The 25,103-nt window shown below is 52.7% G+C and carries 20 protein-coding genes and 1 pseudogene; 14 read left to right on the top strand and 7 right to left on the bottom strand.

All coding sequences use genetic code 11. The annotated features are described in order from the left end of the window. The first annotated feature begins 63 nt into the window (after positions 1-63). Positions 64-420, top strand: a complete 357-nt coding sequence (locus FDW98_RS09515; RefSeq protein WP_096758708.1) for an MmcQ/YjbR family DNA-binding protein — start codon at positions 64-66, stop codon at positions 418-420. Between the two features lie 96 nt (positions 421-516). On the opposite strand, the gene uvrA is transcribed toward FDW98_RS09515, so the two are convergent. Then, positions 517-3,339, bottom strand: coding sequence for an excinuclease ABC subunit UvrA (gene uvrA, locus FDW98_RS09510; protein ID WP_096758707.1), 2,823 nt, complete (start codon positions 3,337-3,339; stop codon positions 517-519). 251 nt (positions 3,340-3,590) lie between these two features. Here uvrA and ssb1 point away from each other — a divergent pair, with 251 nt between their 5' ends. Together ssb1 and FDW98_RS09495 are read left to right on the top strand one after the other, a co-directional pair. Beyond that, complete coding sequence (gene ssb1 / locus FDW98_RS09500) at positions 3,591-4,124, top strand: single-stranded DNA-binding protein SSB1 (protein ID WP_096758705.1); 534 nt, start codon at positions 3,591-3,593, stop codon at positions 4,122-4,124. A gap of 376 nt (positions 4,125-4,500) precedes the next feature. After that, positions 4,501-6,810: pseudogene (locus FDW98_RS09495) on the top strand (autotransporter outer membrane beta-barrel domain-containing protein). Positions 6,811-6,891: 81 nt separating this feature from the next. Here FDW98_RS09495 and FDW98_RS09490 read toward each other — a convergent pair. After that, positions 6,892-7,173, bottom strand: coding sequence for a YjcB family protein (locus FDW98_RS09490; protein WP_096758704.1), 282 nt, complete (start codon positions 7,171-7,173; stop codon positions 6,892-6,894). Positions 7,174-7,721: 548 nt separating this feature from the next. Between FDW98_RS09490 and FDW98_RS09480 the strand changes: the two genes are divergently transcribed. Continuing rightward, a complete protein-coding gene (locus FDW98_RS09480) occupies positions 7,722-9,308 on the top strand; it encodes an EAL domain-containing protein (RefSeq protein WP_096758703.1) in 1,587 nt (528 codons plus the stop codon). Between the two features lie 2 nt (positions 9,309-9,310). Here FDW98_RS09480 and soxS read toward each other — a convergent pair whose 3' ends face one another. Next, positions 9,311-9,634, bottom strand: a complete 324-nt coding sequence (soxS, locus tag FDW98_RS09475) for a superoxide response transcriptional regulator SoxS (protein ID WP_096758702.1) — start codon at positions 9,632-9,634, stop codon at positions 9,311-9,313. Positions 9,635-9,720: 86 nt separating this feature from the next. Here soxS and soxR point away from each other — a divergent pair, with 86 nt between their 5' ends. The 4 genes from soxR to FDW98_RS09455 all read left to right on the top strand — a co-directional run bounded on the left by soxR (position 9,721) and on the right by FDW98_RS09455 (position 14,647). Further along, positions 9,721-10,179: a redox-sensitive transcriptional activator SoxR gene (gene soxR, locus FDW98_RS09470; RefSeq protein ID WP_096758701.1), complete on the top strand. Its 459-nt coding sequence runs from the start codon at positions 9,721-9,723 to the stop codon at positions 10,177-10,179. 599 nt (positions 10,180-10,778) lie between these two features. Next, positions 10,779-12,128, top strand: a complete 1,350-nt coding sequence (gene ghxP, locus FDW98_RS09465) for a guanine/hypoxanthine transporter GhxP (RefSeq protein ID WP_096758700.1) — start codon at positions 10,779-10,781, stop codon at positions 12,126-12,128. Positions 12,129-12,286: 158 nt separating this feature from the next. After that, complete coding sequence (locus tag FDW98_RS09460) at positions 12,287-13,933, top strand: Na+/H+ antiporter (RefSeq protein WP_096758699.1); 1,647 nt, start codon at positions 12,287-12,289, stop codon at positions 13,931-13,933. A gap of 222 nt (positions 13,934-14,155) precedes the next feature. Beyond that, positions 14,156-14,647 carry a hypothetical protein gene (locus tag FDW98_RS09455; RefSeq protein WP_096758698.1) on the top strand — a complete coding sequence of 164 codons (492 nt, stop codon included), beginning with the start codon at positions 14,156-14,158 and terminating at the stop codon, positions 14,645-14,647. 60 nt (positions 14,648-14,707) lie between these two features. Here FDW98_RS09455 and FDW98_RS09450 read toward each other — a convergent pair whose 3' ends face one another. After that, a complete protein-coding gene (locus tag FDW98_RS09450) occupies positions 14,708-15,598 on the bottom strand; it encodes a LysR family transcriptional regulator (protein ID WP_096758697.1) in 891 nt (296 codons plus the stop codon). Positions 15,599-15,699: 101 nt separating this feature from the next. On the opposite strand from FDW98_RS09450, the gene FDW98_RS09445 reads away from it, so the two are divergent. Together FDW98_RS09445 and FDW98_RS09440 are read left to right on the top strand one after the other, a co-directional pair. Further along, a complete protein-coding gene (locus FDW98_RS09445; protein WP_096758696.1) occupies positions 15,700-16,110 on the top strand; it encodes a CidA/LrgA family protein in 411 nt (136 codons plus the stop codon). Further along, the gene (locus tag FDW98_RS09440; protein WP_096758695.1) at positions 16,103-16,792 is read left to right on the top strand and encodes an LrgB family protein; all 690 of its coding nucleotides are present in this window, start codon (positions 16,103-16,105) and stop codon (positions 16,790-16,792) included. Before FDW98_RS09445 ends, FDW98_RS09440 begins: the two co-directional genes overlap by 8 nt. A 45-nt stretch (positions 16,793-16,837) precedes the next feature. Here FDW98_RS09440 and actP read toward each other — a convergent pair whose 3' ends face one another. The 3 genes from actP to acs form a co-directional block, all read right to left on the bottom strand. Beyond that, positions 16,838-18,487: a cation/acetate symporter ActP gene (gene actP / locus FDW98_RS09435; RefSeq protein ID WP_096758694.1), complete on the bottom strand. Its 1,650-nt coding sequence runs from the start codon at positions 18,485-18,487 to the stop codon at positions 16,838-16,840. Then, entirely contained in the window at positions 18,484-18,798 is a 315-nt protein-coding gene (locus FDW98_RS09430; protein ID WP_096758693.1) for a DUF485 domain-containing protein, read from the bottom strand. The genes actP and FDW98_RS09430 overlap by 4 nt, the downstream gene beginning before the upstream one ends. A 238-nt stretch (positions 18,799-19,036) precedes the next feature. After that, a complete protein-coding gene (gene acs, locus FDW98_RS09425) occupies positions 19,037-20,995 on the bottom strand; it encodes an acetate--CoA ligase (RefSeq protein ID WP_096758692.1) in 1,959 nt (652 codons plus the stop codon). A gap of 436 nt (positions 20,996-21,431) precedes the next feature. Here acs and nrfA point away from each other — a divergent pair, with 436 nt between their 5' ends. From nrfA to nrfD, 4 genes are read left to right on the top strand one after another with little or no spacing between them, the layout of a single operon-like run. After that, on the top strand, positions 21,432-22,868 hold the full coding sequence (gene nrfA, locus FDW98_RS09420; protein ID WP_096758690.1) for an ammonia-forming nitrite reductase cytochrome c552 subunit: 1,437 nt from the start codon (positions 21,432-21,434) through the stop codon (positions 22,866-22,868). 44 nt (positions 22,869-22,912) lie between these two features. After that, entirely contained in the window at positions 22,913-23,479 is a 567-nt protein-coding gene (gene nrfB / locus FDW98_RS09415; protein WP_096758689.1) for a cytochrome c nitrite reductase pentaheme subunit, read from the top strand. Then, positions 23,476-24,147: a cytochrome c nitrite reductase Fe-S protein gene (gene nrfC, locus FDW98_RS09410; RefSeq protein ID WP_096758688.1), complete on the top strand. Its 672-nt coding sequence runs from the start codon at positions 23,476-23,478 to the stop codon at positions 24,145-24,147. Before nrfB ends, nrfC begins: the two co-directional genes overlap by 4 nt. Continuing rightward, a complete protein-coding gene (nrfD, locus tag FDW98_RS09405) occupies positions 24,144-25,100 on the top strand; it encodes a cytochrome c nitrite reductase subunit NrfD (RefSeq protein ID WP_096758687.1) in 957 nt (318 codons plus the stop codon). The genes nrfC and nrfD overlap by 4 nt, the downstream gene beginning before the upstream one ends. Positions 25,101-25,103 lie beyond the last annotated feature (3 nt).

The raw sequence follows: 25,103 nt of genomic DNA, 5'->3' as shown, positions 1-25,103 counted from the left end.
GAGTTGCTGCACACTGAGTAAAAGATGTTCTCATTAGGCGAGCTGCTGGTAAGGGGAATAAAGATGACGAACTCGGAGTTGCTGCAATACTGCATGGCGAAAACAGGTGCCGAACAGAGCGTGCACAGCGACTGGAAAGCCACGCAAATTAAAGTCGAAGATGTGCTTTTTGCGATGGTAAAAGAGGTGGAAGAACGCCCTGCTGTGTCGCTGAAAACCAGCCCTGAACTGGCCGAGTTATTGCGCCAGCAGCATAGCGATGTCCGGCCAAGCCGGCATCTTAATAAGGCGCACTGGAGCACGGTGTACCTAGATGGTTCGCTGCCAGATTCACAAATTTACTATTTGGTGGACGCCTCATATCAACAGGCTATCAAGACGCTGCCAGAAGATAAACGCAGGATGTTGGCGCAGTTCTGAGCCTTTTGCCGGATGCGGCGTAAGCGCCTTATCTGGCCTACAACCCAATACGTCTATCCTGTAGGCCCGATAGCTTGCGCCATCGGGCATGAGTAACTACAGCAGTGGTTTGAGGAAGCGGGCGGTGTGTGAGGCTTCACACTCTGCAACCGTTTCCGGCGTACCGGCAACCAGGATTTCTCCGCCGCCGCTACCCCCTTCCGGACCGAGATCGACAATCCAGTCGGCCGTTTTAATCACGTCCAGATTATGCTCAATGACCACGATGGTGTTGCCCTGATCCCTGAGCTGGTGCAGCACGTCCAGCAACTGCTGAATATCCGCAAAGTGCAGACCGGTAGTCGGCTCATCGAGGATGTACAGCGTTTGTCCTGTACCGCGTTTTGATAACTCACGCGCCAGCTTCACGCGCTGGGCCTCGCCGCCAGAAAGGGTTGTTGCGGACTGCCCAAGGCGAATATAAGTCAAGCCAACGTCCATCAGCGTTTGCAGTTTACGCGCCAGCGCCGGGACGGCATCAAAGAACTCACGCGCCTCTTCAATGGTCATATCCAGCACTTCGTGGATAGTCTTGCCCTTGTACTTGATCTCCAACGTTTCGCGGTTATAGCGCTTGCCTTTGCACTGGTCACACGGCACGTAGATATCCGGCAGGAAGTGCATCTCAACTTTGATTACGCCGTCGCCCTGACAGGCTTCACAACGTCCACCGCGCACGTTAAAGCTAAAGCGCCCTGGCGTGTAGCCGCGCGCGCGTGATTCCGGCACGCCAGCAAACAGTTCGCGGACGGGTGTAAATACGCCGGTATAGGTTGCCGGGTTGGAACGTGGCGTACGACCAATGGGGCTCTGGTCGATGTCGATAACTTTATCGAAATGCTCCAGCCCCTGAATGTCGCGATAAGGTGCAGGTTCAGCCAGCGTGGCACCGTTGAGCTGGGTCTGAGCAATCGGGAACAGCGTGTCGTTTATCAGCGTTGATTTACCGGAACCGGATACGCCGGTAATACAGGTAAACAGGCCAACCGGCAGCGTCAGGGTGACATCTTTCAGGTTGTTGCCGCGCGCACCGGTGAGCTTCAGCACTTTTTCCGGGTTAGCAGGCACGCGTTGTTTCGGCACTTCAATCTTGCGCTTGCCGCTCATATACTGGCCGGTCAGTGACTCAGGCACTGCCATAATGTCATTGAGCGTCCCCTCCGCCACCACCTGTCCACCGTGGACGCCCGCGCCAGGACCGATATCGATCACATGGTCAGCGGCGCGAATCGCATCTTCATCGTGCTCAACCACAATCACGGTATTACCCAGATTGCGCAGATGGATAAGCGTACCCAGCAGGCGTTCGTTATCGCGCTGGTGCAGACCGATGGACGGTTCATCCAGCACGTACATTACGCCGACCAGACCCGCACCGATCTGGCTTGCCAGACGGATACGCTGGGCTTCGCCGCCGGAGAGCGTTTCGGCCGAACGCGACAGCGTCAGGTAGTTCAGACCGACGTTAACCAGGAACTTGAGGCGGTCGCCAATCTCTTTAAGGATTTTCTCCGCAATCTTCGCCCGTTGACCGGCAAGTTTGAGATTGTTGAAGAAATCCATCGCATGACCGATGCTCATGTCAGAAATAGTAGGCAGAGGTGTGTTCTCAACAAACACGTGGCGCGCTTCACGACGCAGGCGCGTGCCTTCACAGCTGGCGCACGGTCGGTTGCTGATGAACTTAGATAATTCTTCGCGTACCGCGCTGGATTCCGTCTCTTTATAACGGCGCTCCATATTGTGCAGCACACCTTCAAACGGGTGACGACGTACGGAAGTATCACCGCGGTCGTTCATATATTTGAATTCGATATTCTCTTTGCCGGAACCGTACAGCACCACTTTGTGAACCGTTGGGTTCAGGCTGGCCCATGGGGCTTCTATGTCGAACTTATAATGCTCTGCCAGTGACTTAAGCATCTGGAAGTAATAGAAGTTACGACGATCCCAGCCACGGATAGCGCCGCCAGCCAGCGATAGCTCTGGGTTTTGGATCACGCGGTCAGGGTCGAAATACTGCTGCACGCCGAGACCGTCGCAGGTAGGACATGCGCCCGCCGGGTTATTGAACGAGAACAAGCGAGGTTCCAGCTCGCGCATGCTGTAGCCGCAAATAGGGCAGGCAAAGTTGGCGGAGAAGAGCAGCTCCTCCGCTTTCGGGTTGTCCATATCGGCAACCACCGCCGTGCCACCGGAGAGATCCAGCGCGGTTTCAAAAGACTCCGCCAGACGCTGTGACAGGTCGTCACGGACTTTAAAGCGGTCGATGACCACTTCAATGGTATGTTTCTTTTGCAGCTCCAGCTTTGGTGGATCGGACAGGTCACACACTTCACCGTCAATACGGGCGCGGATGTAACCCTGGCTTGCCAGATTCTCCAGCGTTTTCGTGTGTTCGCCTTTGCGCTCTTTGATGATAGGTGCCAGCAGCATCAGGCGCTTGCCTTCCGGTTGTGACAGCACGTTGTCCACCATCTGGCTAACGGTCTGCGCTGCCAGCGGTACGTCGTGATCCGGACAGCGCGGCTCACCGACGCGGGCAAACAGCAGGCGCAGGTAGTCGTGAATTTCGGTAATGGTGCCTACCGTGGATCGCGGGTTATGGGATGTCGATTTTTGTTCAATTGAGATGGCTGGCGACAGCCCCTCAATGTGGTCGACATCCGGTTTTTCCATCAGCGACAGGAACTGACGCGCATACGCGGAAAGCGATTCAACGTAACGACGCTGCCCTTCGGCATACAAAGTGTCGAAAGCCAGCGAGGATTTGCCTGAGCCCGAAAGCCCGGTGACGACAATCAGCTTGTCGCGCGGGATGACGAGGTTGATGTTTTTGAGATTATGGGTGCGGGCGCCCCGAACTTCGATCTTATCCATTCATCTTTCCCGGATTAAACGCTTTTTTGCCTGGCTGCATGGTGCTACCGGCGATCACAAACGGTTAATTATGACACAACCTGACCTGAATGGATATACAGTATTGGAATGCAAAACGCAGGTGTCTGTGTAACAATGTCTGGCTGAGGTTGTTTACTGGAATCCACCTCTCAACGTAGTAAAAGCGCTATTGGAAATGCTACAATCCCGCGCTTACACTTATTAAGAAACGTTTTTCAGGAGACACGATCATGGCCAGCAGAGGCGTAAACAAGGTGATTCTCGTCGGTAATCTGGGCCAGGACCCGGAAGTACGCTATATGCCGAATGGTGGTGCAGTTGCCAACATTACGCTGGCTACTTCCGAATCCTGGCGTGATAAAGCGACCGGCGAGATGAAAGAGCAGACTGAATGGCACCGTGTTGTGCTGTTTGGCAAACTGGCGGAAGTCGCCAGCGAATATCTGCGCAAAGGTTCTCAGGTCTACATTGAAGGTCAGCTGCGTACCCGCAAATGGACCGATCAGTCAGGTGTCGAGAAGTACACGACTGAAGTTGTTGTGAACGTCGGCGGCACCATGCAAATGCTGGGTGGTCGTCAGGGCGGCGGTGCACCGGCGGGCGGTAATGCAGGTGGCGGTCAACAGGGTGGTTGGGGTCAGCCTCAGCAGCCGCAGGGTGGCAACCAGTTCAGCGGCGGTGCACAGTCTCGTCCGCAGCAGTCCGCTCCGGCAGCGCCGTCTAACGAACCGCCAATCGACTTTGACGACGACATTCCGTTCTGATCGTGATTTAACGATTATTACCGTAATGAATGAAAAGCCCCATTTAAATGGGGCTTTTTTGTATTTGACGATCTTCTCACATATAATATTCGAATATTTTGCAAGGAAAAACGAAATATAATCATTGTTTATAATTACTATTTTAATATATGCAATTAATAACATTGATAGCAATCAAATTTAAATAAACTATTGCGAAGTTATTTGTTTCACGATTCAAAAAATATTGACAGCGTGATGTACCGCATTAAATAATGCTCTGAGATTGTCAATTCATCATTGATACAAGTGTATTGCTCTCCGATCTCTTTTTATTAATGAGGATTTGATAGTCGTCTTGATATTTCTATATTCTTTTGTACTTCGGAGTCTATATATGTATCAATGGAAGAATAACGCTAAGGTAATATTGCCTTTAGCCTTGTCGGTGAGCATTAGTAATGCGCTATATTCTGGGGCAGCATTCGCTAAAGATTATACACTGAACTATATCGGTAAGGACCCCGAGCTCCCTGGTTTCAGCATCAAAGATACGATTGCCGGCGACAACAACTACGATTTTACGGTTAAAATTGATAATCCTGTGCGAGGCGAAGGTAACGGTCTTGAGGTCAAGATTGGCAACATCACGAGTGATCAGGGCGGTGAGTATCATATTGGTAATTACAACGTCAATATTAGCGGGACCACGGAGCAGGAGCATCGTGCCGGGTTAGCCTTCTTTGGGTTGTCTGCAGAAGGCAGCGACACCAAAGTGACTGTCGACAATTTTAGTCTTAAAAATAATTTCCTAATTGGCAATAAGTATACACACAACAATACTGCGTTATATGTAGGCGGTGGTGCGGATGTGTCTGTGAACGGCAATGTGTACATTCGTTCTGAAGTTGAGCACACCAAACAGGGCGAAGATGCAACGCTGGCTAATAACGGAGTCTATGCTCGGGGTGCGGGTTCAACCATTACGGCAAACGGTGGCGATGTTTACATTAATACCTATGCCAGTAACTTTAAAGAACTCCTGGAGAACAATAGCGGTTACCCGGAAGGCTCATCAAAAAGTGATGCGGTCAGTGCTAAAGACGGTGGTGTCGTTAATATTAATCAGGCTGGAGGCAACAAGGTTAATGTATTAGGTAACCTCGACTTCGGTGATAAACTTTATTCTAATACAAGCCAGATGAATATTACGCTTAAGGGTGCAGATTCATACTGGCATGGGCATGAAGCTAATTACTTTGATGAAAAAACCGGAAAATGGAGCGGCGATCTCAACCTTACGCTGGCGAATAACGCCCACTGGATCCCCGATGGTAAAGATGCGGAAATCAGTGCCATCACCCTGAAAGACGGCGGTACGGTAAACCTGCATGGTTTTAACCTGCACACCAATCAGAGTATCAACGAAACCGTTAAAATTCATGATTTGAAAGGGAACAACGGTATTTTCCTGATTGATGTCAATACCAATAAAACGGATGAGCAGCGACGTAACGGCAGCGACTTCATTGAAGTTGTTAAAAGTAGTACCGGCGGTACACATGCGATTGAAGCGTTGAATATCAACAAGCTCACTGATTTGAAGGAAGATATCTGGGTTGCCGATGCGGCAAGTAATGTGACATTCGAAGCGTACGATAAAGTCGATATTACGAACGAGTATGTGTATGACTATAAACCACTGCTGCGTTCTGATATCCGTGAAGGCGATCCGCAAAGCCAGTACGGTACCAACTGGTATATCACGGGTGTTTCGACGAAAGCCAGCGCAGGTAGTAACACCGTGATCGCCAATGCTGGGCTGAACTACGCAATGGCGACCGCCCGTCTTGAAATCGACAGCCTGAATAAGCGTTTAGGCGAACTCCGCTAGGATCAGCAGCAAAATGGTCTGTGGATACGCTATAAAGGTGGTGAAATAGAGAGTGATACTGGGAGCTACTTCAAAAACCTGTATAGCTTCTGGCAACTCGGTTATGACAACAAAGACGAAGGCGAATCGTCTGTCTGGACGCGAGGGATTGCCGCGCATTACATGAGAGGCAATGCCGACTTCACTTATGGTACTGGCGATAACAAGAACTACGGTGGTTCACTTTATGCTGCATGGAATCGCCCAGAGAAACAAGATTACCTGGATCTGGTGTTGAAATATAGCCGCCATGAAAGTGACTTCAATTACAGGAACACATACGGTAACTCTGGCTTTGCAGATAGCAGCACATGGTCAATCAGCGCCAGCGCAGAATACGGTCGCGAGTTTAGCTTAGGAAACTCTACGTTTATCGAACCGCAAGGTCAGCTCGTGTATACCTATCTGGATGAGGCCAGTTACACCACCAGTAGTGGGTTGAAAGTCCGTCAAAACGATATAGACAGCGTTATTGGCCGTGTCGGATTGCGCGGAGGTTATCGGTTTGAATCGCGCCCGGATAGCGATATTTACGTGAAGCTGGATTTGCTGCATGAGTTTGCTGGCGATCGTGATGTCACCGTTTGGGGTAAAGATGCCGCACTGAAAGTGAGCGAAGGGGGAAGTGACTCCTGGATCAACTATGGTATAGGTACCAATATCCATCTCACTCAGAACAATAACTCCCGGTTGTATGTTGATCTGGAAAGATCGGCGGGAGGTGACATTGATATGAACTGGCAGGTTAACGCGGGTTTCCGTATGGAGTGGTAGTTCATAGCTTTGAATGGGTTCACTTAACCTAAAAATAAGCGTCCGATTGAAATTTTAGTTCAGTCGGACGCTTTCTTTTGATCAGTTTAATACCATCGGCCACTCTGGCGGCGTATGGCTCATCACCTCTACCATCACAGACTGGATGTTATTCCAGATAGCGGACACGTCCATCAGGGTGATGCCGAGCAATCCGGTTGCAAACCAGCAGGCGAAAACCAGCCCTAAACCGCTGCTGATAACGGCCAGGCCAATATAATCTGATTTACGAAAACGGATATTGAGCGTGCTGGCTAAAAACATCAGCACTGCGCTCAGCAGTTGCCACCGCAGAAGAACTACGCCAGTTGTTATTGTTGCCATGAAAAACGTCCTCAAAAAGTCTTGATGCCCAGGACAGCACGGGGTTGTTCACAACAGGTGTGGCACTCTGGCTATCGGCGGGCATGCACATCAATGAAACACTGTTTCTGTTACATGATTTTTGTGAACTATATCACATCTGTTCGTTTGTTCACCACTGCGGGACGCTCTTTTTATTGGCTAATAACCTTTATTAAATTGTGGTTATAGGATGTGGTGAGCGAATGCATCATTCGTAATAGAAGGTGTATTTACGCTGCTTGTTATCTTTATCCTAAATTAATCTTTAAAAAAATTTATGTATTTTTTATGCGAAGCCCGTATAACGCGTATAAAACATTACGACTTTTACAGTGTGCTATTTTCAAATAAGCTTAACTTTAAGTTTGCCTTACGGAAAAAGAATATCATCATCCGCTATTATCAGACTTTTACATAGAGACGGCGGTTGCGAATGTTGATAGATTCATACAACTTAACTAGCCGGCGTTTATAGCATCCTGCCTTGATGGGTACTGGCATATACGATACAGGGAAATAGGGCTGACATGACTCACAGTGCGCGACGTAAGACGCTGAGGTTCCTTGGAACACTCACGGTGGTATTGCTCCCCGTGGTACTGGCGTTATGGTTTGCTCATGTCAGGGCGACGTCCGAAACCCGCAATCAACTCCGCACTTTTGCGCAGCTGGCCCTCAATAAAACGGAGCTGGTGATCCAGCAAGCCGATCTCGCGCGTGATATGGCACAACTGTATCAAGGGGAGATGTGTACCCCGGCGCATCAAAAAAGTATGCTGAATATTATTCGTGGGCGTTTATATATCAGCGATCTCATTTATGCGCAGGGCGATCATTTTTTGTGCTCAACGTCGATGGTACCGCCAGCCTCATATATTATGCCCACCGCTGACTATAAGCGGACGCCGGACATCTCCATCTATTACTATCGCGATACGCCGTTTTTTTCTGGCTACAGAATGACGTATATGCAAAGAGGAAACTACGTTGTCGTTATCAATCCTTTATCCTACAGCGAGGTCATGTCTGATGATCCGGACCTCGCCTGGGGTGTTTATGATACGGTAACGGGTAGCTTTTTCTCTGCCAGTGAAGGGTCAAACGTTGCGCAATTACTGCCGCTGGTACGCGGCGATGCCCCGACATTCCAGCAAGACGATCGTTTCTATACCATCGTGCATTCAGAAAAGCGGCCCATTGCGGTTATTGTGTCGACCACGGACGATCGCGTTGATCAGAATTTCTATCATGAAGCTGTATTAACGCTCCCTTTCGGCGTGATCTGTAGCATCCTGATCCTACTGATGTGGTGGCGTACGCGCCAACAATACTATTCTCCTCGCCGTCTGTTAAAACGCGCGCTCAAAAAACGCCAGCTTTGCCTGCATTACCAGCCGATCATTGATATCAAAAATGGTCAATGCGTTGGGGCCGAGGCGCTGTTGCGCTGGCCCGGTTGCAAAGGTGAGGTCATGAGTCCGACAGAATTCATTCCGCTGGCAGAAAAGGAAGGGATGATTGAGAAGATAACGGATTATGTGGTCGAAGAAGTGTTCAACGATTTGGGCTATTTTCTGTCAGCACACCCTCAGCTTTACATCTCAATAAATCTCTCTGCCTCCGACTTTCATTCATCCCGGCTGATCGCGCTGATTGCTGAAAAATCACGTGACTACTCTGTACGTTCGCAGCAAATTAAAGTTGAAGTCACCGAGCGCGGATTTATTGATTTGCAGAAGATGACCCCGGTTATTCAGGCATTTCGTCAGGCGGGTTATGAAGTCGCGTTTGATGATTTTGGGACTGGGTATTCCAATCTGCACAATCTGTCTTCGTTGAATGTGGATATTCTGAAGATCGATAAATCGTTTATCAGTACGCTGACCACCAACAGTACCAGCCACATGATTGCCGAACATATCATCGAAATGGCGCAAAGTTTACACCTGAAGACAATTGCAGAAGGGGTCGAAACAGCGGATCAAATCAGCTGGCTGCTGGAGCGCGGCGTACAGTTTTGTCAGGGATGGTACTTTGCGAAAGCATTGCCGCCGCAGGAGTTTATGCACTGGGTTAAGCGCTCGCCCACCATACTGACGCAGGGCGGGCAATAATTCTACAGACGATGGCGATAGTCGCTGGGGGTTCGATCAAACTCGCGGCGGAACACGCGCGAGAATGTTTGTTGCGATACATAGCCGAGATCCATCGCAATATCAAAAATAGGTCGCTCAGTATTGCGTAGCTCAACGGCGGCCAGCAGCAGTCGACGCTGACGAATATAGTCGCCTAACGTCTGGCGCATCACCGTACGGAACATTCGCTGTAAATACCACTTTGAATAACCTGATTTTTTCGCGACCGCTTCGATATTCAGCGGTTGGTCGATATGTTCATCAATCCATTCAATAAGTGTCTGAATAATTTGCTGATGGGACATATGGCAGCCTCTTTCTCAGTATTCGATTCGTCGTTTTGTCTGTCGGCGAGTATAATTCCTCAAGTTAACTTGAGGTAAAGCGATTTATGGAAAAGAAATTACCCCGGATTAAAGCGCTGCTCACCCCTGGTGAAGTGGCAAAGCGTAGCGGCGTGGCAGTATCGACCCTGCATTTCTATGAAAGCAAAGGGTTAATCAGCAGCATGCGCAATAGCGGTAATCAGCGTCGATACAAACGAGATGTGCTGCGTTATGTGGCCATCATCAAGATTGCTCAACGGATTGGTATTCCGCTGGCAACAATTGGTGATGCGTTGGGCGTATTACCCGAAGGCCACTCGCTCAGTGCGAAGGAGTGGAGGCAGCTTTCTTCACAATGGCGCGAAGAGCTTGACCGACGCATTCATACTCTGGTGGCACTACGCGATGAGCTGGACGGCTGTATTGGCTGCGGCTGTTTGTCACGCAGTGATTGTCCGTTGCGTAACCCAGGGGATCAGCTTGGTGAGCAGGGGACGGGGGCGCGATTGCTGGAAGATGATTGATGAGTTTGAAACCGGTGATGGGTATAAAACTAAAGCGCCACAACTGGGCGCTTTAGTTTGGTTCCGGTCTTTGTCTTTCACTCTATCCCGCTGGTTCACGGGAGGGTTTCCCCCGACATCAACACCCCTCAGTCGAGCACGTAGTGGAGGTTCCGGTCTGTGTTGATAAAGTAATTGTAAGTCACCCCAGGACAATTGCCAGTCAATTGGCGGTTTTTTAGCCGAAATTTTTCCTGCATCTTCCCCTGTTTTCCTGTGCGATTTTGCGCCTGAAATAGTAGCGCATGTTGCAATAACCTAGCGAAATTTGTTGCCAAATTGCGCATTAACGATAACGTTTGCGCATCGGTTGGCTATTTCTTGTGCGCTATAAGAAGAAATGCATAAAAAGCGGCAAAGTTCTGTTGAAAACCGCCGTATGATCGCAGGATAATCGTTTGCTTTTTTTTACCACCCGTTTTTTATGCGTGAAGCTAAACGTTTGCTTTTTTGCGACACCCCTTTTGGCGCAAACCTGGCACATGGAGAAAACGTTTAGCAGGCAGTGGATTGTCCATCACGCATATTGACGAAAAATAAACTCTCAGGGGATGTTTTCTATGTCTACGCCTTCAGCGCGTACCGGCGGCTCACTCGACGCCTGGTTTAAAATTTCGCACCGCGGCAGTACCGTTCGTCAGGAAGTCGTTGCCGGATTAACGACGTTCCTGGCAATGGTCTACTCCGTCATTGTGGTTCCGGGGATGTTGGGTAAAGCCGGGTTCCCACCGGCTGCAGTTTTCGTAGCGACCTGCCTGGTAGCAGGCGTGGGTTCTATTGTAATGGGCCTGTGGGCAAACCTGCCGCTGGCGATTGGTTGCGCTATCTCGCTGACGGCATTTACCGCATTTAGCCTGGTGCTGGGGCAGCATATTAGCGTGCCAGTGGCGCTGGGTGCGGTGTTCCTGATGGGCGTCCTGTTTACCATTATTTCTGCGACCGGTATTCGTAGCTGGATCCTGCGCAACCTGCCGCAGGGCGTTGCGCACGGCACGGGGATTGGTATCGGCTTGTTCCTGCTGCTGATTGCGGCAAACGGCGTTGGGCTGGTGATTAAGAACCCACTGGACGGCCTGCCGGTTGCTCTGGGCGATTTCGATACCTTCCCGGTGATCATGTCGCTGATTGGCCTGGCGGTCATTATCGGCCTTGAAAAACTGAAAGTACCGGGCGGCATCCTGCTGACCATCATCGGTATTTCTGTTGTTGGCCTGATTTTCGACCCTACCGTGCATTTTTCCGGTATTTTTGCCATGCCTTCTCTGAGCGATGCGGAAGGGAATTCCCTGATCGGCAGTCTGGACATTATGGGGGCGCTGAACCCGATCGTCCTGCCGAGCGTATTGGCGCTGGTGATGACCGCCGTCTTCGATGCGACCGGGACTATCCGTGCCGTGGCGGGGCAGGCGAATCTGCTGGATAAAGACGGACAGATTATTGATGGCGGTAAAGCGTTAACCACCGACTCCCTGAGCAGCGTGTTCTCTGGTCTGGTGGGGGCGGCTCCTGCGGCAGTGTATATTGAGTCCGCAGCGGGTACGGCGGCGGGTGGTAAAACCGGTCTGACCGCGATCACCGTCGGCGTGCTGTTCCTGTTGATCCTGTTCCTCTCTCCGCTCTCTTATCTGGTTCCTGCCTACGCGACCGCACCGGCGCTGATGTATGTCGGCCTGCTGATGCTGAGCAACGTAGCGAAAATTGACTTCGCAGATTTTGTGGATGCGATGGCGGGTCTGGTGACTGCAGTGTTCATCGTGCTGACCTGTAACATCGTTACCGGCATTATGATCGGCTTTGCTACGCTGGTGATTGGACGCATTGTTTCCGGTGAATGGCGTAAACTGAACATCGGTACCGTAGTCATTTCTATCGCGCTGGTGGCCTTCTATGCCGGCGGCTGGGCAATCTGATTCTCACATCATGATGATCCTGAAAACGGGTGGCTTTTGCCGCCCGTTTTTATTTTCGGAACACATCCCGTTGTCTTTTGCGTTACTCTGAGGAAGATAGAATTGAGGCACGACGCCTCTCGTCGCATATCATAAGAAACATCGCAAACAGGGAACGCATGGAAATCTTTTTTACCATACTCATCATGACCCTTGTGGTCTCGCTGTCGGGGGTAGTGACTCGCGTATTGCCCTTCCAACTCCCTTTACCCCTTATGCAGATCGCCATCGGCGCCTTGCTGGCGTGGCCGACGTTTGGTTTGCATGTGGAGTTCGACCCTGAACTGTTTTTGGTTCTGTTTATCCCGCCGCTGCTGTTTGCCGATGGCTGGAAGACGCCAACGCGTGAGTTTCTCGAGCATGGGCGAGAGATTTTCGGCCTTGCGCTGGCGCTCGTGCTGGTCACGGTGGTCGGAATAGGCTTTATGATTTACTGGCTGGTGCCGGGTATTCCACTGATCCCGGCTTTTGCGCTGGCCGCCGTGCTGTCGCCAACTGACGCCGTGGCACTTTCTGGCATTGTCGGTGAAGGCCGCATCCCGAAGAAAATCATGGGCATCCTGCAGGGCGAAGCGTTAATGAACGACGCCTCTGGCCTGGTTTCACTCAAGTTTGCTGTCGCGGTGGCGATGGGCACGATGGTGTTTACCGTCGGCGGTGCGACGGTTGAATTCTTCAAGGTGGCAATTGGCGGTATCCTGGCTGGGTTTGTTGTCAGCTGGCTGTACGGTCGCTCCCTGCGTTTTCTCAGCCGCTGGGGTGGCGATGAGCCAGCCACGCAAATCGTCCTGTTGTTCCTGCTGCCGTTTGCCTCTTATCTGATTGCGGAACATATCGGTGTTTCCGGGATCCTCGCGGCGGTGGCGGCCGGGATGACGATCACCCGTTCAGGTGTCATGCGCCGTGCTCCGCTGGCGATGCGCTTACGTGCAAACAGTACTTGGGCCATGCTCGAGTTCGTGTTTAACGGCATGGTCTTCCTGCTGTTAGGGCTGCAGTTACCGGGTATTCTGGAGTCTTCGCTGGCGGCGGCAGACGCCGATCCGAATGTCGAAATGTGGATGCTGTTTACCGATATCGTGCTGATCTATGCGGCACTGATGCTGGTGCGTTTTGGCTGGCTGTGGACCATGAAAAACTTCAGCATGCGCTTTCTGAAGAAGAAGCCGATGGAGTTTGGCTCGTGGACCACGCGCGAAATCCTGATCGCATCCTTTGCGGGTGTGCGTGGGGCGATCACGCTGGCTGGTGTCCTTTCTATTCCGCTATTGTTGCCTGACGGCAGCGGCTTCCCTGCACGTTATGAGCTGATCTTCCTTGCCGCCGGTGTGATTCTGTTTTCACTGTTTGTTGGCGTGGTGATGCTGCCGATCCTGCTGCAGCATCTTGAAGTGGCGGATCACTCGCAGCAGCAAAAAGAGATCCGCATTGCCCGCGCCGCGACGGCGGAAGTGGCGATTGTGGCCATCCAGAAAATGGAAGAGCGCCTGGCTGCGGATAGCGAAGAGAATATTGATAATCAGCTGCTGACCGAGGTGAGCTCGCGGGTGATTGGTAACCTGCGCCGTCGTGCCGATGGGCGAAACGACGTGGAAAGCTCGATGCAGGAAGAAAACCTCGAACGGCGTTTCCGTCTGGCGGCGCTGCGCTCGGAGCGTGCAGAGCTGTATCATCTGCGCGCCACGCGTGAAATCAGCAATGAAACGCTGCAGAAACTGCTGCACGATCTGGATTTGCTGGAAGCTCTGCTGATAGAGAATCAATAAACGGTAGCGCCTGATGGCGCTACGCTTATCAGGCCTACGGAACGCAATTGTAGGCCGGATAAGGCGTTAAGCCGTATCCGGCGAAGGATGTACCTGATAGCGCACAGCTTTCCAGACCGAAAAAAATTATTCCTCGTGTAATTTGCGAGCGGCTTTCCTGAATGAATCCGTCCTTCTTGTTGATTCCCTCTTTTTTCCTTACGGTTGAGGAAAGGAGGCCACATGTCTGATTATCGGCGTAATTACATCAACGGTGGAACATGGTTTTTTACGGTGAATCTACAAGACCGCGGAAGCCATCTTCTGACATCAAAAATCTATCATCTTCGCAGTGCTATTTCCGAGGTAAACAAGGTTAAACCTTTTTATATCAATGCGTGGGTCGTTTTGCCTGAGCATATGCATTGTATCTGGACGTTGCCTGAAAATGACGCTGATTTTTCGTCCCGCTGGCGGGAGATTAATAAGCATTTCACCCGATCGTTGTCTGCACAGCATGTCTGGCAGCCTCGCTTTTGGGAGCATACCATCCGGGATATGCGCGATTATTGCCAGCATGTGGATTACATTTATATAAATCCTGTGAAGCATGGTTGGGCGCAGCAGGTGAAGTCATGGCCTTTTTCAACGTTTCATCGTGATGTTAAATTGGGGTTGTATCCGGAGAACTGGGCAGGTGAGATAACGGACCTCCGTGCTGGTGAACGTGCCTGATGGCGCTCCGCTGAACGCAATTGTAGGCCGGATAAGGCGGTCACGCCGCCATCCGGCAACTTACGTCTCCTGCGTTAACCAAAACCCTTCGCAGCATTTTAGCCACGCCTGTGCGCTGTGCGACAGATACACGCCTTCGCGCCAGATCATGCCCAACTGCCAGCGTAAATGGCTTTCCAGCGGGATCCAGCGTAGCGTCTGCTTATCCAGTTTTTGGCAAATGGGTTCTGGTAAAATGGCGATCCCAACCCCGGCTTGCACCATCGCAGCGAGGAAATCCCACTGTCCGCTGCGTACCGCAATGCGTGGCTTGACGTGGTGCTGGCTAAACAACTCCAGCAACTGACGGCTTAGGGCGAAATCTTCGTTGTAGATTAGCAGCGGGTGCTCGGCCAGCGCCTCGGGGGAAATAGAATCACAGGTTGTCCACTGGCCGGAACGCGGCACCAGCACGCAAAGTGGATGGCTGAAAAGCGGCAAGGTCGCCAGACCGCTCTCTTCTTCGACCGGTAGCGCCGTCATCGCCACATCCAGATCGCCGTTCATCACTGCCTGCTGGACGGTTAAGCCACCAAATTCTGATATTTTCAGCTCAACGCCGGGATAACGCTGGCGAAACAGGCTGATGGGGCCGGCCATTAGCATGCCGACCATCGGGGGGATACCGAGTCGCAGGATCCCTTTATTCAGATGGTTAATATCGCTCAGTTCTGCCTCAAGCTGGCGGAATTCGGCGAGGATTGCCAGGCCGCGTTCAAAGACGATACGTCCGGTATCGGTCAACAACAATCGCCGCCCGTCGCGGATTAGCAGCGTGCAGTTCAGCTCGTCTTCAAGGTTCTTCAACATTTTGCTGATGGTCGGCTGGGTGACAAACAGCTTCTCTGCCGCGCGGGTAAAGCTCTGCTGGCGAACCACCTCAACAAAATATCGCAGCGTTCTGATATCCATGATTATTCCTTAAGACTATGCCTGCAATGAGTTTAATTCATTTCAGTCCTTGGGGGAGGGTCTCTATACTGGCGCTCTCTCTTTTTTACGGACATTCCCTCATGGCTGTGGCGATTAGCCGCGTGACGCCTGCGGTTATTCATCGACTCCAGGTCCCCGTTCAGGTTCTGTTGTACGCAGGTTTATTTGTTTTTGCTCAATATCTTGTCTCCTGGCTACATCTGCCGCTTCCCGCCAACCTGGTCGGGATGGTACTGATGCTGGCGCTGATTGTGTGCAGGGTGATCCCGCTTAGCTGGATACGCGCAGGCGCCCGTTGGCTGCTGGCTGAAATGCTGCTGTTTTTTGTCCCGGCGGTTGTTGCGGTGGTGAACTATACGCACCTGTTGCTGGTGGATGGCTGGCGCATTTTTGCCGTTATTGCCATCAGCACGCTGATGGTGCTCGGTGCCACTGCGTGGGTGGTCGATAAAGTGTATCGCTTTGAAATGAGCAGGTTAAACCGTGAGTAATTTCCAGTTAAGCGTGCTGTGTCTGGTGATTACGCTGGGTATCTATTTTGCCAACAAGCGCCTGTATCGTCGTTTTCGGACATTGCCGCTGATGCCGCTGGTCCTCACGCCCGCGCTGCTGGTGCTGATGCTGGTGTTCGGGCATATCTCCTGGCAAAACTATATTGGTGAATCGCACTGGCTGATGTGGCTGCTGGGTCCGGCGACCATCGCATTTGCCGTGCCGGTTTACGATAACCTCGTGGTCATTAAGCGTCACTGGATGTCGCTGACGGCAGGCGTGGTGACGGCAACACTGGTGGCCGTCACCAGTTCGGTATGGCTGGCGCGTCTGTTTATGTTACCCGATGAAATCCAGCGCAGCCTGGCGGTGCGCTCGGTGACCACGCCATTTGCACTGGCGGCGGCCGAGCCGCTGGGCGGGCAACCGGATCTGGTGGCGCTGTTTGTGGTGATCACCGGCGTATTCGGTATGGCGGTGGGCGACATGCTGTTTTTACGCCTTTCCATCCGTGAAGGAATGGCGAAAGGGGCTGGGTTTGGTGCGGCGTCGCACGGCGCAGGCACCGCGCGCTCCTATGAGCTTGGCCAACAAGAAGGGGTGATTGCCAGCCTGGTAATGATGCTTTCCGGCGTGGTGATGGTGCTGGTGGCACCGCTGGTCGCGAGGCTGATGTTCTGAGATAAGATGGAACCCTCCAGCCCGAAAGCTGGAGGGAAGACGAGATTAGTGCGCGCGACCTTGTTCTACGCCGTACCCGGTCTGGGAACGGATGAACTGAGCACGGAACTGCTCACGCTCGCGATTACCTTCTGCGGAATTATCGGTGGCAGAGAAGAACCAAATACCGAGGAACGCCACGCTAATGGAGAACAGCGCCGGGTATTCATACGGGAAAATGGCTTTTTCGTGACCGAGAATTTGCACCCATACCGTTGGGCCAAGCACCATCAGCACCACTGCCGTTATCAGACCTAACCAGCCACCCAGCATGGCACCACGCGTGGTCAGTCGTGACCAGTACATGGAAAGCAGAATGATCGGGAAGTTACAGCTTGCCGCGATAGCGAACGCCAGACCGACCATAAAGGCGATGTTCTGGTTTTCAAACAGCACGCCGAGCAGGATGGCAATCACGCCCAGTACCAGTACGGTAATTTTCGACACGCGCAGTTCTTCACGCTCGGTAGCGCCTTTACGGAACACGTTAGCGTACAGATCGTGAGAGACCGCGGAAGCGCCCGCCAGCGTCAGACCAGCAACCACGGCCAGAATGGTGGCAAAGGCCACAGCGGAGATAAAGCCGAGGAACAGGTTACCGCCCACCGCGTTGGCCAGATGCACCGCCGCCATGTTATTGCCGCCAATCAGCGCGCCAGCCGCGTCTTTATACGCCGGGTTTGCACCGACCAGCATGATTGCGCCAAAACCGATGATAAAGGTCAGGATGTAGAAATAACCCATAAAGCCGGTGGCGTAGAACACACTCTTACGCGCTTCGCGGGCATCGCTGACCGTGAAGAAACGCATCAGAATGTGCGGCAGACCCGCGGTTCCGAACATCAGTCCGAGGCCTAACGATAGCGCCGATATTGGGTCTTTCACCAATCCGCCCGGACTCATTATCGCCGAGCCTTTCGGGTGTACCGCCATTGCTTCGGTGAACAAGTTGTTGAAGCTGAAGCCGACGTGCTTCATGACCATAAAGGCCATAAAGCTGGCACCGAACAGCAGCAGCACGGCTTTGATGATTTGCACCCACGTAGTGGCCAGCATGCCGCCGAACAGCACGTACATCATCATCAGCACGCCAACCAGCACCACGGCAATGTGATAGTTCAGACCGAACAGCAGTTGGATAAGCTTCCCGGCACCCACCATCTGGGCGATCAGGTACAGCGCGACCACCACCAATGAACCACAGGCCGACAGAATACGGATAGGCCCCTGCTTCAGACGGTAAGAGGCGACGTCCGCAAAGGTGTAGCGACCGAGGTTACGTAGACGTTCGGCAATCAGGAACAGAATGATTGGCCAGCCGACCAGGAAGCCGAGTGAGTAAATCAGCCCGTCATAGCCAGAGGTAAAGACCAGCGCGGAAATCCCGAGGAACGACGCCGCCGACATATAGTCGCCCGCAATCGCCAGCCCATTTTGGAAACCGGTGATGTTACCGCCCGCGGTGTAATAGTCGTTACGCGAACGCACGCGCTTAGACGCCCAGTAGGTAATGCCGAGCGTAAAGATGACGAAAATCAGGAACATAACAATCGCCTGCCAGTTGGTTGGCTGGCGTTGGACTGCACCGCTAATAGCATCCGCCGCATTTGCGGCGAAGGGCAGCGTGGCGGCTAGCGCCGTCAGGACTCTCTTCATGATGCTTTAACCTCGTGCAGAACCGCATTGTTAAGACGATCGAATTCACCGTTGGCCCGCCAGATATAGATTCCGGTCAGGAGGAAGGAGATGAGGATCACGCCCACCCCAATTGGAATACCCCGGGTGACGCTGGTTCCCGCATGTAGCGGCGTCCCCAGCCAGCCAGGCGCAAAGGCAATCAGTAAAATAAAGCTGATATAAACCACCAGCATGATGATGGATAGTACAGCGGCAAACCGTTGCCTTTTTTCAACTAACTCCCTGAAACGCGCACTGTCTTCTATCCGCTGATAAATATTGTCATTCATCGCAGAGCTCTCCAGAGGTCCCCTTCGTCTTTCGCGCTACAGGCATGACCTGTTAGCTGTCGCAGTCCGGCAACACGAAATCCTTTGGGGGAGGTTTTATAATTTCCCTCCCGATGAAGAGAGGGTAGGGGGATTTTTTATTTTGCCGGATGGCGGCTAACGCCTTATCCGGCCTACAAGGGATGCTGAACCTGTAGGCCCGATAAGCAGCGCGCCATCGGGCATTTCACGGTTAGGGTTATGATGGCATCGCGATAGCCTGCTTCTCTTCGAGCAGTTTCTCTACCACGCCAGGATCGGCGAGGGTCGAGGTATCGCCCAGATTGCTGGTATCGCCCGCCGCAATTTTGCGCAGAATACGGCGCATAATTTTGCCGGAGCGGGTTTTTGGCAGTGAGTCGGTCCAGTGCAGCACGTCTGGCGTTGCCAGCGGGCCAATTTCTTTACGCACCCAGTTGCGCACTTCAGCGTACAGCTCAGGTGTCGGCTCTTCGCCGTGGTTCAACGTGACGTAGGCGTAGATAGCCTGGCCTTTAATATTATGCGGAATGCCTACTACTGCGGCTTCGGCAATCTTCGGATGCGACACCAGCGCCGACTCGATTTCTGCCGTCCCCAGACGGTGGCCGGAAACGTTCAGCACGTCGTCCACGCGTCCTGTTATCCAGTAGTAGCCGTCTTCGTCACGACGCGCGCCGTCGCCGCTGAAGTACATATTCTTGAAGGTGGAGAAGTAGGTCTGCTCAAAACGATCGTGATCGCCAAACAGGGTTCTCGCCTGACCCGGCCAGGAATCGGTGATCACCAGGTTGCCTTCGGTCGCGCCTTCCAGCGGGTTGCCTTCGTTATCGACAATCGCCGGCTGCACGCCGAAGAACGGACGTGTTGCCGAACCGGCTTTCAGTTCGGTAGCGCCCGGCAGCGGGGTGATCATGAAACCACCGGTTTCGGTCTGCCACCAGGTATCGACGACCGGGCATTTTTCGTTGCCGATCTTCTTCCAGTACCACTCCCACGCTTCCGGGTTAATCGGTTCGCCGACAGAGCCCAGAATGCGCAGTGACGAACGGTCGGTGCCTTCAATTGCTTTATCACCTTCTGCCATCAGGGCGCGGATCGCGGTCGGGGCAGTATAGAGAATATTGACCTGATGCTTATCCACGACCTGCGACATACGCGCAGGCGTTGGCCAGTTGGGTACGCCTTCGAACATCAGCGTGGTAGCGCCGCAGGCCAGCGGGCCGTACAACAAATAGCTGTGCCCGGTTACCCAGCCGACGTCAGCGGTACACCAGTAGATATCGCCCTGATGATAATCGAACACGTATTTGAAGGTGCTCGCCGCGTAAACCAGATACCCGCCGGTGGTGTGCAGCACGCCTTTTGGCTTACCGGTTGAACCGGAGGTATACAGAATAAACAGCGGATCTTCCGCGTTCATCTCTTCCGGTTGATGCTCAGGACTCGCTTTCTCAATAAGGTCGGACCACCACAGGTCGCGGCCTTCCTGCCAGTCTGTTTTTCCGCCGGTACGTTTGAGGACCACCACGTGCTCAACGGTCTTCACGTTCGGGTTTTTCAGCGCATCATCCACGTTTTTTTTCAGCGGGATGCCGCGTCCAGCACGCACACCTTCATCGGCGGTGATCACCAGGCGCGAGTTTGAGTCGATGATACGCCCGGCAACGGCTTCCGGCGAGAACCCGCCAAAGATCACCGAATGCACCGCGCCAATACGGGCGCATGCCAGCATCGCCACCGCAGCTTCCGGGACCATTGGCATATAGATCGCCACCACATCGCCTTTTTTAATGCCTAAATCCAGCAATGTATTGGCAAAACGGCAAACGTCGCGATGCAGTTCGCGATAGGTAATATGTTTACTTTGGGTTGCGTCATCGCCTTCCCAGATGATGGCGGTACGATCGCCGTTTTCCTGTAGATGACGGTCAAGGCAGTTCGCTGCCAGATTCAGCGTGCCGTCTTCGTACCATTTAATGGACACATTGCCGGGCGCAAAAGAGGTGTTCTTTACCAGGCTATAAGGTTGCATCCAATCGAGAATTTTTCCCTGCTCGCCCCAAAATGTGTCGGGGTCGGTAATAGATTGTTGGTATTTCGCGTCGTACTGCTCCGGGTTTATCAGGCAACGATCCGCAATATTTGCGGGAATAGCGTGTTTATGTATTTGGCTCATGGCTTTTGTTCTCCTTGTAGGATGTTAATAATATGTCTCATAAACGTTAAATGTAGGGGCATTTGGAGTTTTGTTTGGGATTTGAGCGGCAGATCACGCAATAAGCGAATTGTGCAAATTAGCGGCAAACTGATTTTTGAAGGGAACGAGCAAAAATTGATTAAATCTCGCGATAACATGCAGTTATATGAAGAAGTTTGAAAAAGGTGATCGGCGTCGGGAATAGACCAAAGAGTGAGAGGTTGGAAGGGGTTACTAACTCTAAAGTGGTATTTTACATGCACTTACAATTGATTAAAAACAACATTCTAAGTGTGGTTTTTTGTTAAAAAGAGGGTGGAGCAATGTCATGACAGTATACGTGTGGTTGCTGTTATGGAAAACAATAAAAGAATCGCCATTGCAGACAATGGCGTCATCTGGATGAGACCCCCCTATGGCAAGGACAAAATCACCCGTACTCCGTTTCTTCAGCCTGATATTACCGTTTTTATTTATCTCTGCTGTTCACGCTGAACAAACCCCAGTACCCGCAAAAACCGTCACCGTTGAAGCGAAGAATGAAACCTTCGCCCCTCAGCATCCCGATCAATACCTCTCATGGAAAGCCACGTCGGAGCAGTCCGCACGTGAAGATGCGCTGGCAGAGGATCCACGACTGGTGATTCTGTGGGCGGGATATCCTTTCTCGCGTGATTACAACAAACCGCGTGGGCATGCTTACGCGGTGACCGATGTCCGTGAAACATTACGTACCGGCGCGCCAAAAACTGCAGAAGATGGTCCGCTGCCGATGGCCTGCTGGAGCTGTAAAAGCCCTGACGTGGCGCGTCTGATCCAGAAAGACGGCGAGGACGGTTATTTCCATGGTAAATGGGCGCGCGGCGGCCCGGAAATTGTTAACAATTTAGGCTGTGCGGATTGCCATAACACCGCCTCGGCAGATTTCGCCAAAGGGAAGCCCGAGCTGACGCTGTCTCGTCCTTATGCGGAACGCGCGATGGAAAGCATCGGTAAACCGTTCGATAAAGCCGGTCGCTTTGATCAGCAGTCCATGGTCTGCGGTCAGTGTCACGTGGAGTACTACTTCGACGGTAAAAACAAAGCCGTTAAGTTCCCGTGGGACGAGGGGATGAAAGTTGAGAACATGGAGAAATACTACGACGCCATTGCGTTCTCCGACTGGACCAACTCCCTGTCTAAAACGCCGATGCTGAAAGCGCAGCACCCGGAATATGAAACCTGGACTGCGGGCATTCACGGCAAGAACAACGTGACCTGTATTGACTGTCACATGCCGAAAGTGCAAAACGCCGAAGGCAAGATCTACACCGACCATAAAATTGGTAACCCGTTCGATAACTTCCCTCAGACCTGCGCCAACTGCCACACCCAGGACAAAGCGTCCCTGCAAAAAGTGGTTGCCGAGCGTAAACAAGCGATTCATGACCTGAAAATCAAGGTTGAAGATCAGCTGGTACATGCCCACTTCGAAGCGAAAGCTGCATGGGATGCGGGCGCAACGGAAGCTGAAATGAAGCCGATTCTGGAAGATATTCGCCATGCGCAATGGCGCTGGGATCTGTCTATCGCCTCGCACGGGATTCACATGCACGCGCCGGAAGAAGGTCTGCGTATGTTGGGTAGCGCGATGGATAAAGCGGCCGATGCCCGTACCAAACTGGTCCGTCTGCTGGCGACCAAAGGCATCACCCATGAAATTCCGCTGCCGGATATCTCGACCAAAGAGAAAGCCCAGAAGGCGATCGGTTTGAACATGCAGCAAATCAATGCTGAGAAGCAGGACTTCATCAAAACGGTGATTCCGCAGTGGGAAGACCAGGCGCGTAAAAACGGTCTGTTAAGCCAATAACCCCTTTCCGCCTCGCAAGGGGCGGATAACTCAACGGAGTGAATATGAGCGTATTACGTTCGTTATTAACTGCTGGGGTGCTGGCGTCAGGCCTGTTCTGGAGCCTGTGCGGGAATGCCGCGACCCCCACGCCACAGGAATCGGATCAACGCTTTACGGTCACCCAACAGCGTAATCCGGATGCCGCCTGTCTGGATTGTCACAAGCCCGATACCGAAGGCATGCATGGTAAACATGCCGAAGTGATCAACCCGAATAATAAACTGCCGGTCACCTGCACCAACTGTCACGGCCAGCCGTCACCCAATCACCGCGAAGGGGTGAAGGATGTGATGCGCTTTAACGAGCCGATGTACAACGTGGAGCAGCAGAACAGCGTCTGTATGTCCTGTCACCTGCCTGAGCAGTTGCAAAAAGCGTTCTGGCCGCACGATGTCCACGTGACGAAAGTAGCGTGTGCCAGCTGTCACTCACTGCATCCGAAGCAAGACACGATGCAGACGCTAAGCGATAAAGGACGGATTAAGATTTGCGTCGATTGCCACAGCGATCAGCGTAACAATCCAAACTTTAACCCGGCGTCGATTCCCTTGCTTAAGGAGCATCCATGAGTTGCTCTCGTCGCCAGTTTATCACCGGCGTCGGCGCGCTGGTGGCTGTTAGCGGGACGGCGGGACGCGTCGTGGCGAAGACGTTAAACATCAACGGCGTGCGTTACGGCATGATACATGATGAGTCATTATGCATCGGCTGTACCGCCTGCATGGATGCCTGTCGGGAAGTGAACAGCGTGCCGGAAGGCGTATCGCGTCTGACGATTATTCGCAGCGAGCCGCTGGGGACGTTTCCTGATGTGAAGTACCGCTTCTTCCGCCATTCGTGCCAGCACTGCGATCACGCCCCCTGTGTTGACGTCTGCCCGACGGGGGCATCGTATCGCGATGCTGCCACCGGCATTGTGGATGTGAACCCGGATCTGTGCGTCGGTTGCCAGTATTGCATCGCCGCCTGCCCGTATCGCGTGCGCTTTATTCATCCGGTCAACAAGACGGCAGATAAGTGCGACTTCTGCCGTAAAACCAACCTGAAAGCGGGCAAGCAGCCTGCTTGCGTTGAGTCATGTCCGACGAAAGCGCTGACGTTTGGTAATCTGGACGATCCCAACAGTGAGATCTCTCGTCTGTTGCACCAGAAAAATACCTACCGTTACAAGCTGGCGTTAGGCACCAAACCGAAGGTCTACCGCGTTCCCTTTAAATACGGGGAGGTGAGCCAATGACACCCGCTTCTGCATTCCATTTTGAATCACTGGTGTGGGACTGGCCCATCGCCATCTATCTGTTCCTGATCGGTATTTCCGCCGGACTGGTGACGCTGTCGGTATTGCTTCGACGGCTGCATCCGGAAGCGGGCGGTTCAGACAGTACGTTACTGCGTACCACGCTGGTACTCGGGCCGGGAGCGATTATTCTCGGCCTGCTGATCCTGGTCTTGCACCTGACGCGTCCATGGACCTTCTGGAAACTGATGTTCCACTACAGCTTCACCTCGGTGATGTCGATGGGGGTCATGCTATTCCAGTTGTATATGGTGGTGCTGGTGCTGTGGCTGGCAAAAATCTTTGATAAAGAGGTTATTGCCCTGCAACAGCGCTTCGTGCCTCGTCTGACGATCGTGCCAAAACTGCTGGCGCTGATCGCGCCGTTCCATCGTCTGTTGGAAACAGTGATGCTGGTGCTGGCGGTGCTGCTCGGGGCCTACACCGGGTTCCTGCTGTCGGCGCTGAAATCCTATCCGTTCCTGAATAACCCGATCTTGCCAGTGCTGTTCCTGTTTTCCGGGATCTCGTCCGGTGCGGCGGTGGCGCTGATCGCCATGGCATTGCGCCATCGCGGTAACCCGCACACCACCGAGGCACATTTTGTACACCGCATGGAAACCCCGGTAGTGTGGCTGGAAATCTTCCTGCTGGCGGCGTTCTTTATCGGGCTGGCGCTGGGCGATGACGGCAAAATGCGCGCGCTGGTTGCGGCGTTGGGCGGTGGTTTCTGGACCTGGTGGTTCTGGCTGGGCGTGGCCGGGTTGGGGCTGATCCTGCCGATGCTGCTGAAACCGTGGGCGAATCGCAGCCCGACGTTTCACGGTGTGCTGGCAGTGTGTGGTGCCAGCCTGACCGGCGTGCTGCTGCTGCGCTTTTTCATTCTGTATGCAGGGCAACTGACGGTTGCGTAGGGC

This window comes from Citrobacter sp. wls711, assembly GCF_005281055.1.
Taxonomy (GTDB): Bacteria; Pseudomonadota; Gammaproteobacteria; order Enterobacterales; family Enterobacteriaceae; genus Citrobacter; species Citrobacter gillenii.
The sequence above is the reverse complement of the archived record's forward strand: the minus strand, read 5'-3'. Positions and strand labels throughout refer to the sequence as shown.

Bases quoted from the DNA above. Each gene is read 5' to 3' on its own strand.
- FDW98_RS09515 (WP_096758708.1), top strand. From the start codon at position 64: ATGACGAACTCGGAGTTGCTGCAATACTGCATGGCGAAAACAGGTGCC.
- uvrA (WP_096758707.1), bottom strand. From the start codon at position 3,339: ATGGATAAGATCGAAGTTCGGGGCGCCCGCACCCATAATCTCAAAAAC.
- ssb1 (WP_096758705.1), top strand. From the start codon at position 3,591: ATGGCCAGCAGAGGCGTAAACAAGGTGATTCTCGTCGGTAATCTGGGC.
- FDW98_RS09490 (WP_096758704.1), bottom strand. From the start codon at position 7,173: ATGGCAACAATAACAACTGGCGTAGTTCTTCTGCGGTGGCAACTGCTG.
- FDW98_RS09480 (WP_096758703.1), top strand. From the start codon at position 7,722: ATGACTCACAGTGCGCGACGTAAGACGCTGAGGTTCCTTGGAACACTC.
- soxS (WP_096758702.1), bottom strand. From the start codon at position 9,634: ATGTCCCATCAGCAAATTATTCAGACACTTATTGAATGGATTGATGAA.
- soxR (WP_096758701.1), top strand. From the start codon at position 9,721: ATGGAAAAGAAATTACCCCGGATTAAAGCGCTGCTCACCCCTGGTGAA.
- ghxP (WP_096758700.1), top strand. From the start codon at position 10,779: ATGTCTACGCCTTCAGCGCGTACCGGCGGCTCACTCGACGCCTGGTTT.
- FDW98_RS09460 (WP_096758699.1), top strand. From the start codon at position 12,287: ATGGAAATCTTTTTTACCATACTCATCATGACCCTTGTGGTCTCGCTG.
- FDW98_RS09455 (WP_096758698.1), top strand. From the start codon at position 14,156: ATGTCTGATTATCGGCGTAATTACATCAACGGTGGAACATGGTTTTTT.
- FDW98_RS09450 (WP_096758697.1), bottom strand. From the start codon at position 15,598: ATGGATATCAGAACGCTGCGATATTTTGTTGAGGTGGTTCGCCAGCAG.
- FDW98_RS09445 (WP_096758696.1), top strand. From the start codon at position 15,700: ATGGCTGTGGCGATTAGCCGCGTGACGCCTGCGGTTATTCATCGACTC.
- actP (WP_096758694.1), bottom strand. From the start codon at position 18,487: ATGAAGAGAGTCCTGACGGCGCTAGCCGCCACGCTGCCCTTCGCCGCA.
- FDW98_RS09430 (WP_096758693.1), bottom strand. From the start codon at position 18,798: ATGAATGACAATATTTATCAGCGGATAGAAGACAGTGCGCGTTTCAGG.
- acs (WP_096758692.1), bottom strand. From the start codon at position 20,995: ATGAGCCAAATACATAAACACGCTATTCCCGCAAATATTGCGGATCGT.
- nrfA (WP_096758690.1), top strand. From the start codon at position 21,432: ATGGCAAGGACAAAATCACCCGTACTCCGTTTCTTCAGCCTGATATTA.
- nrfB (WP_096758689.1), top strand. From the start codon at position 22,913: ATGAGCGTATTACGTTCGTTATTAACTGCTGGGGTGCTGGCGTCAGGC.
- nrfC (WP_096758688.1), top strand. From the start codon at position 23,476: ATGAGTTGCTCTCGTCGCCAGTTTATCACCGGCGTCGGCGCGCTGGTG.
- nrfD (WP_096758687.1), top strand. From the start codon at position 24,144: ATGACACCCGCTTCTGCATTCCATTTTGAATCACTGGTGTGGGACTGG.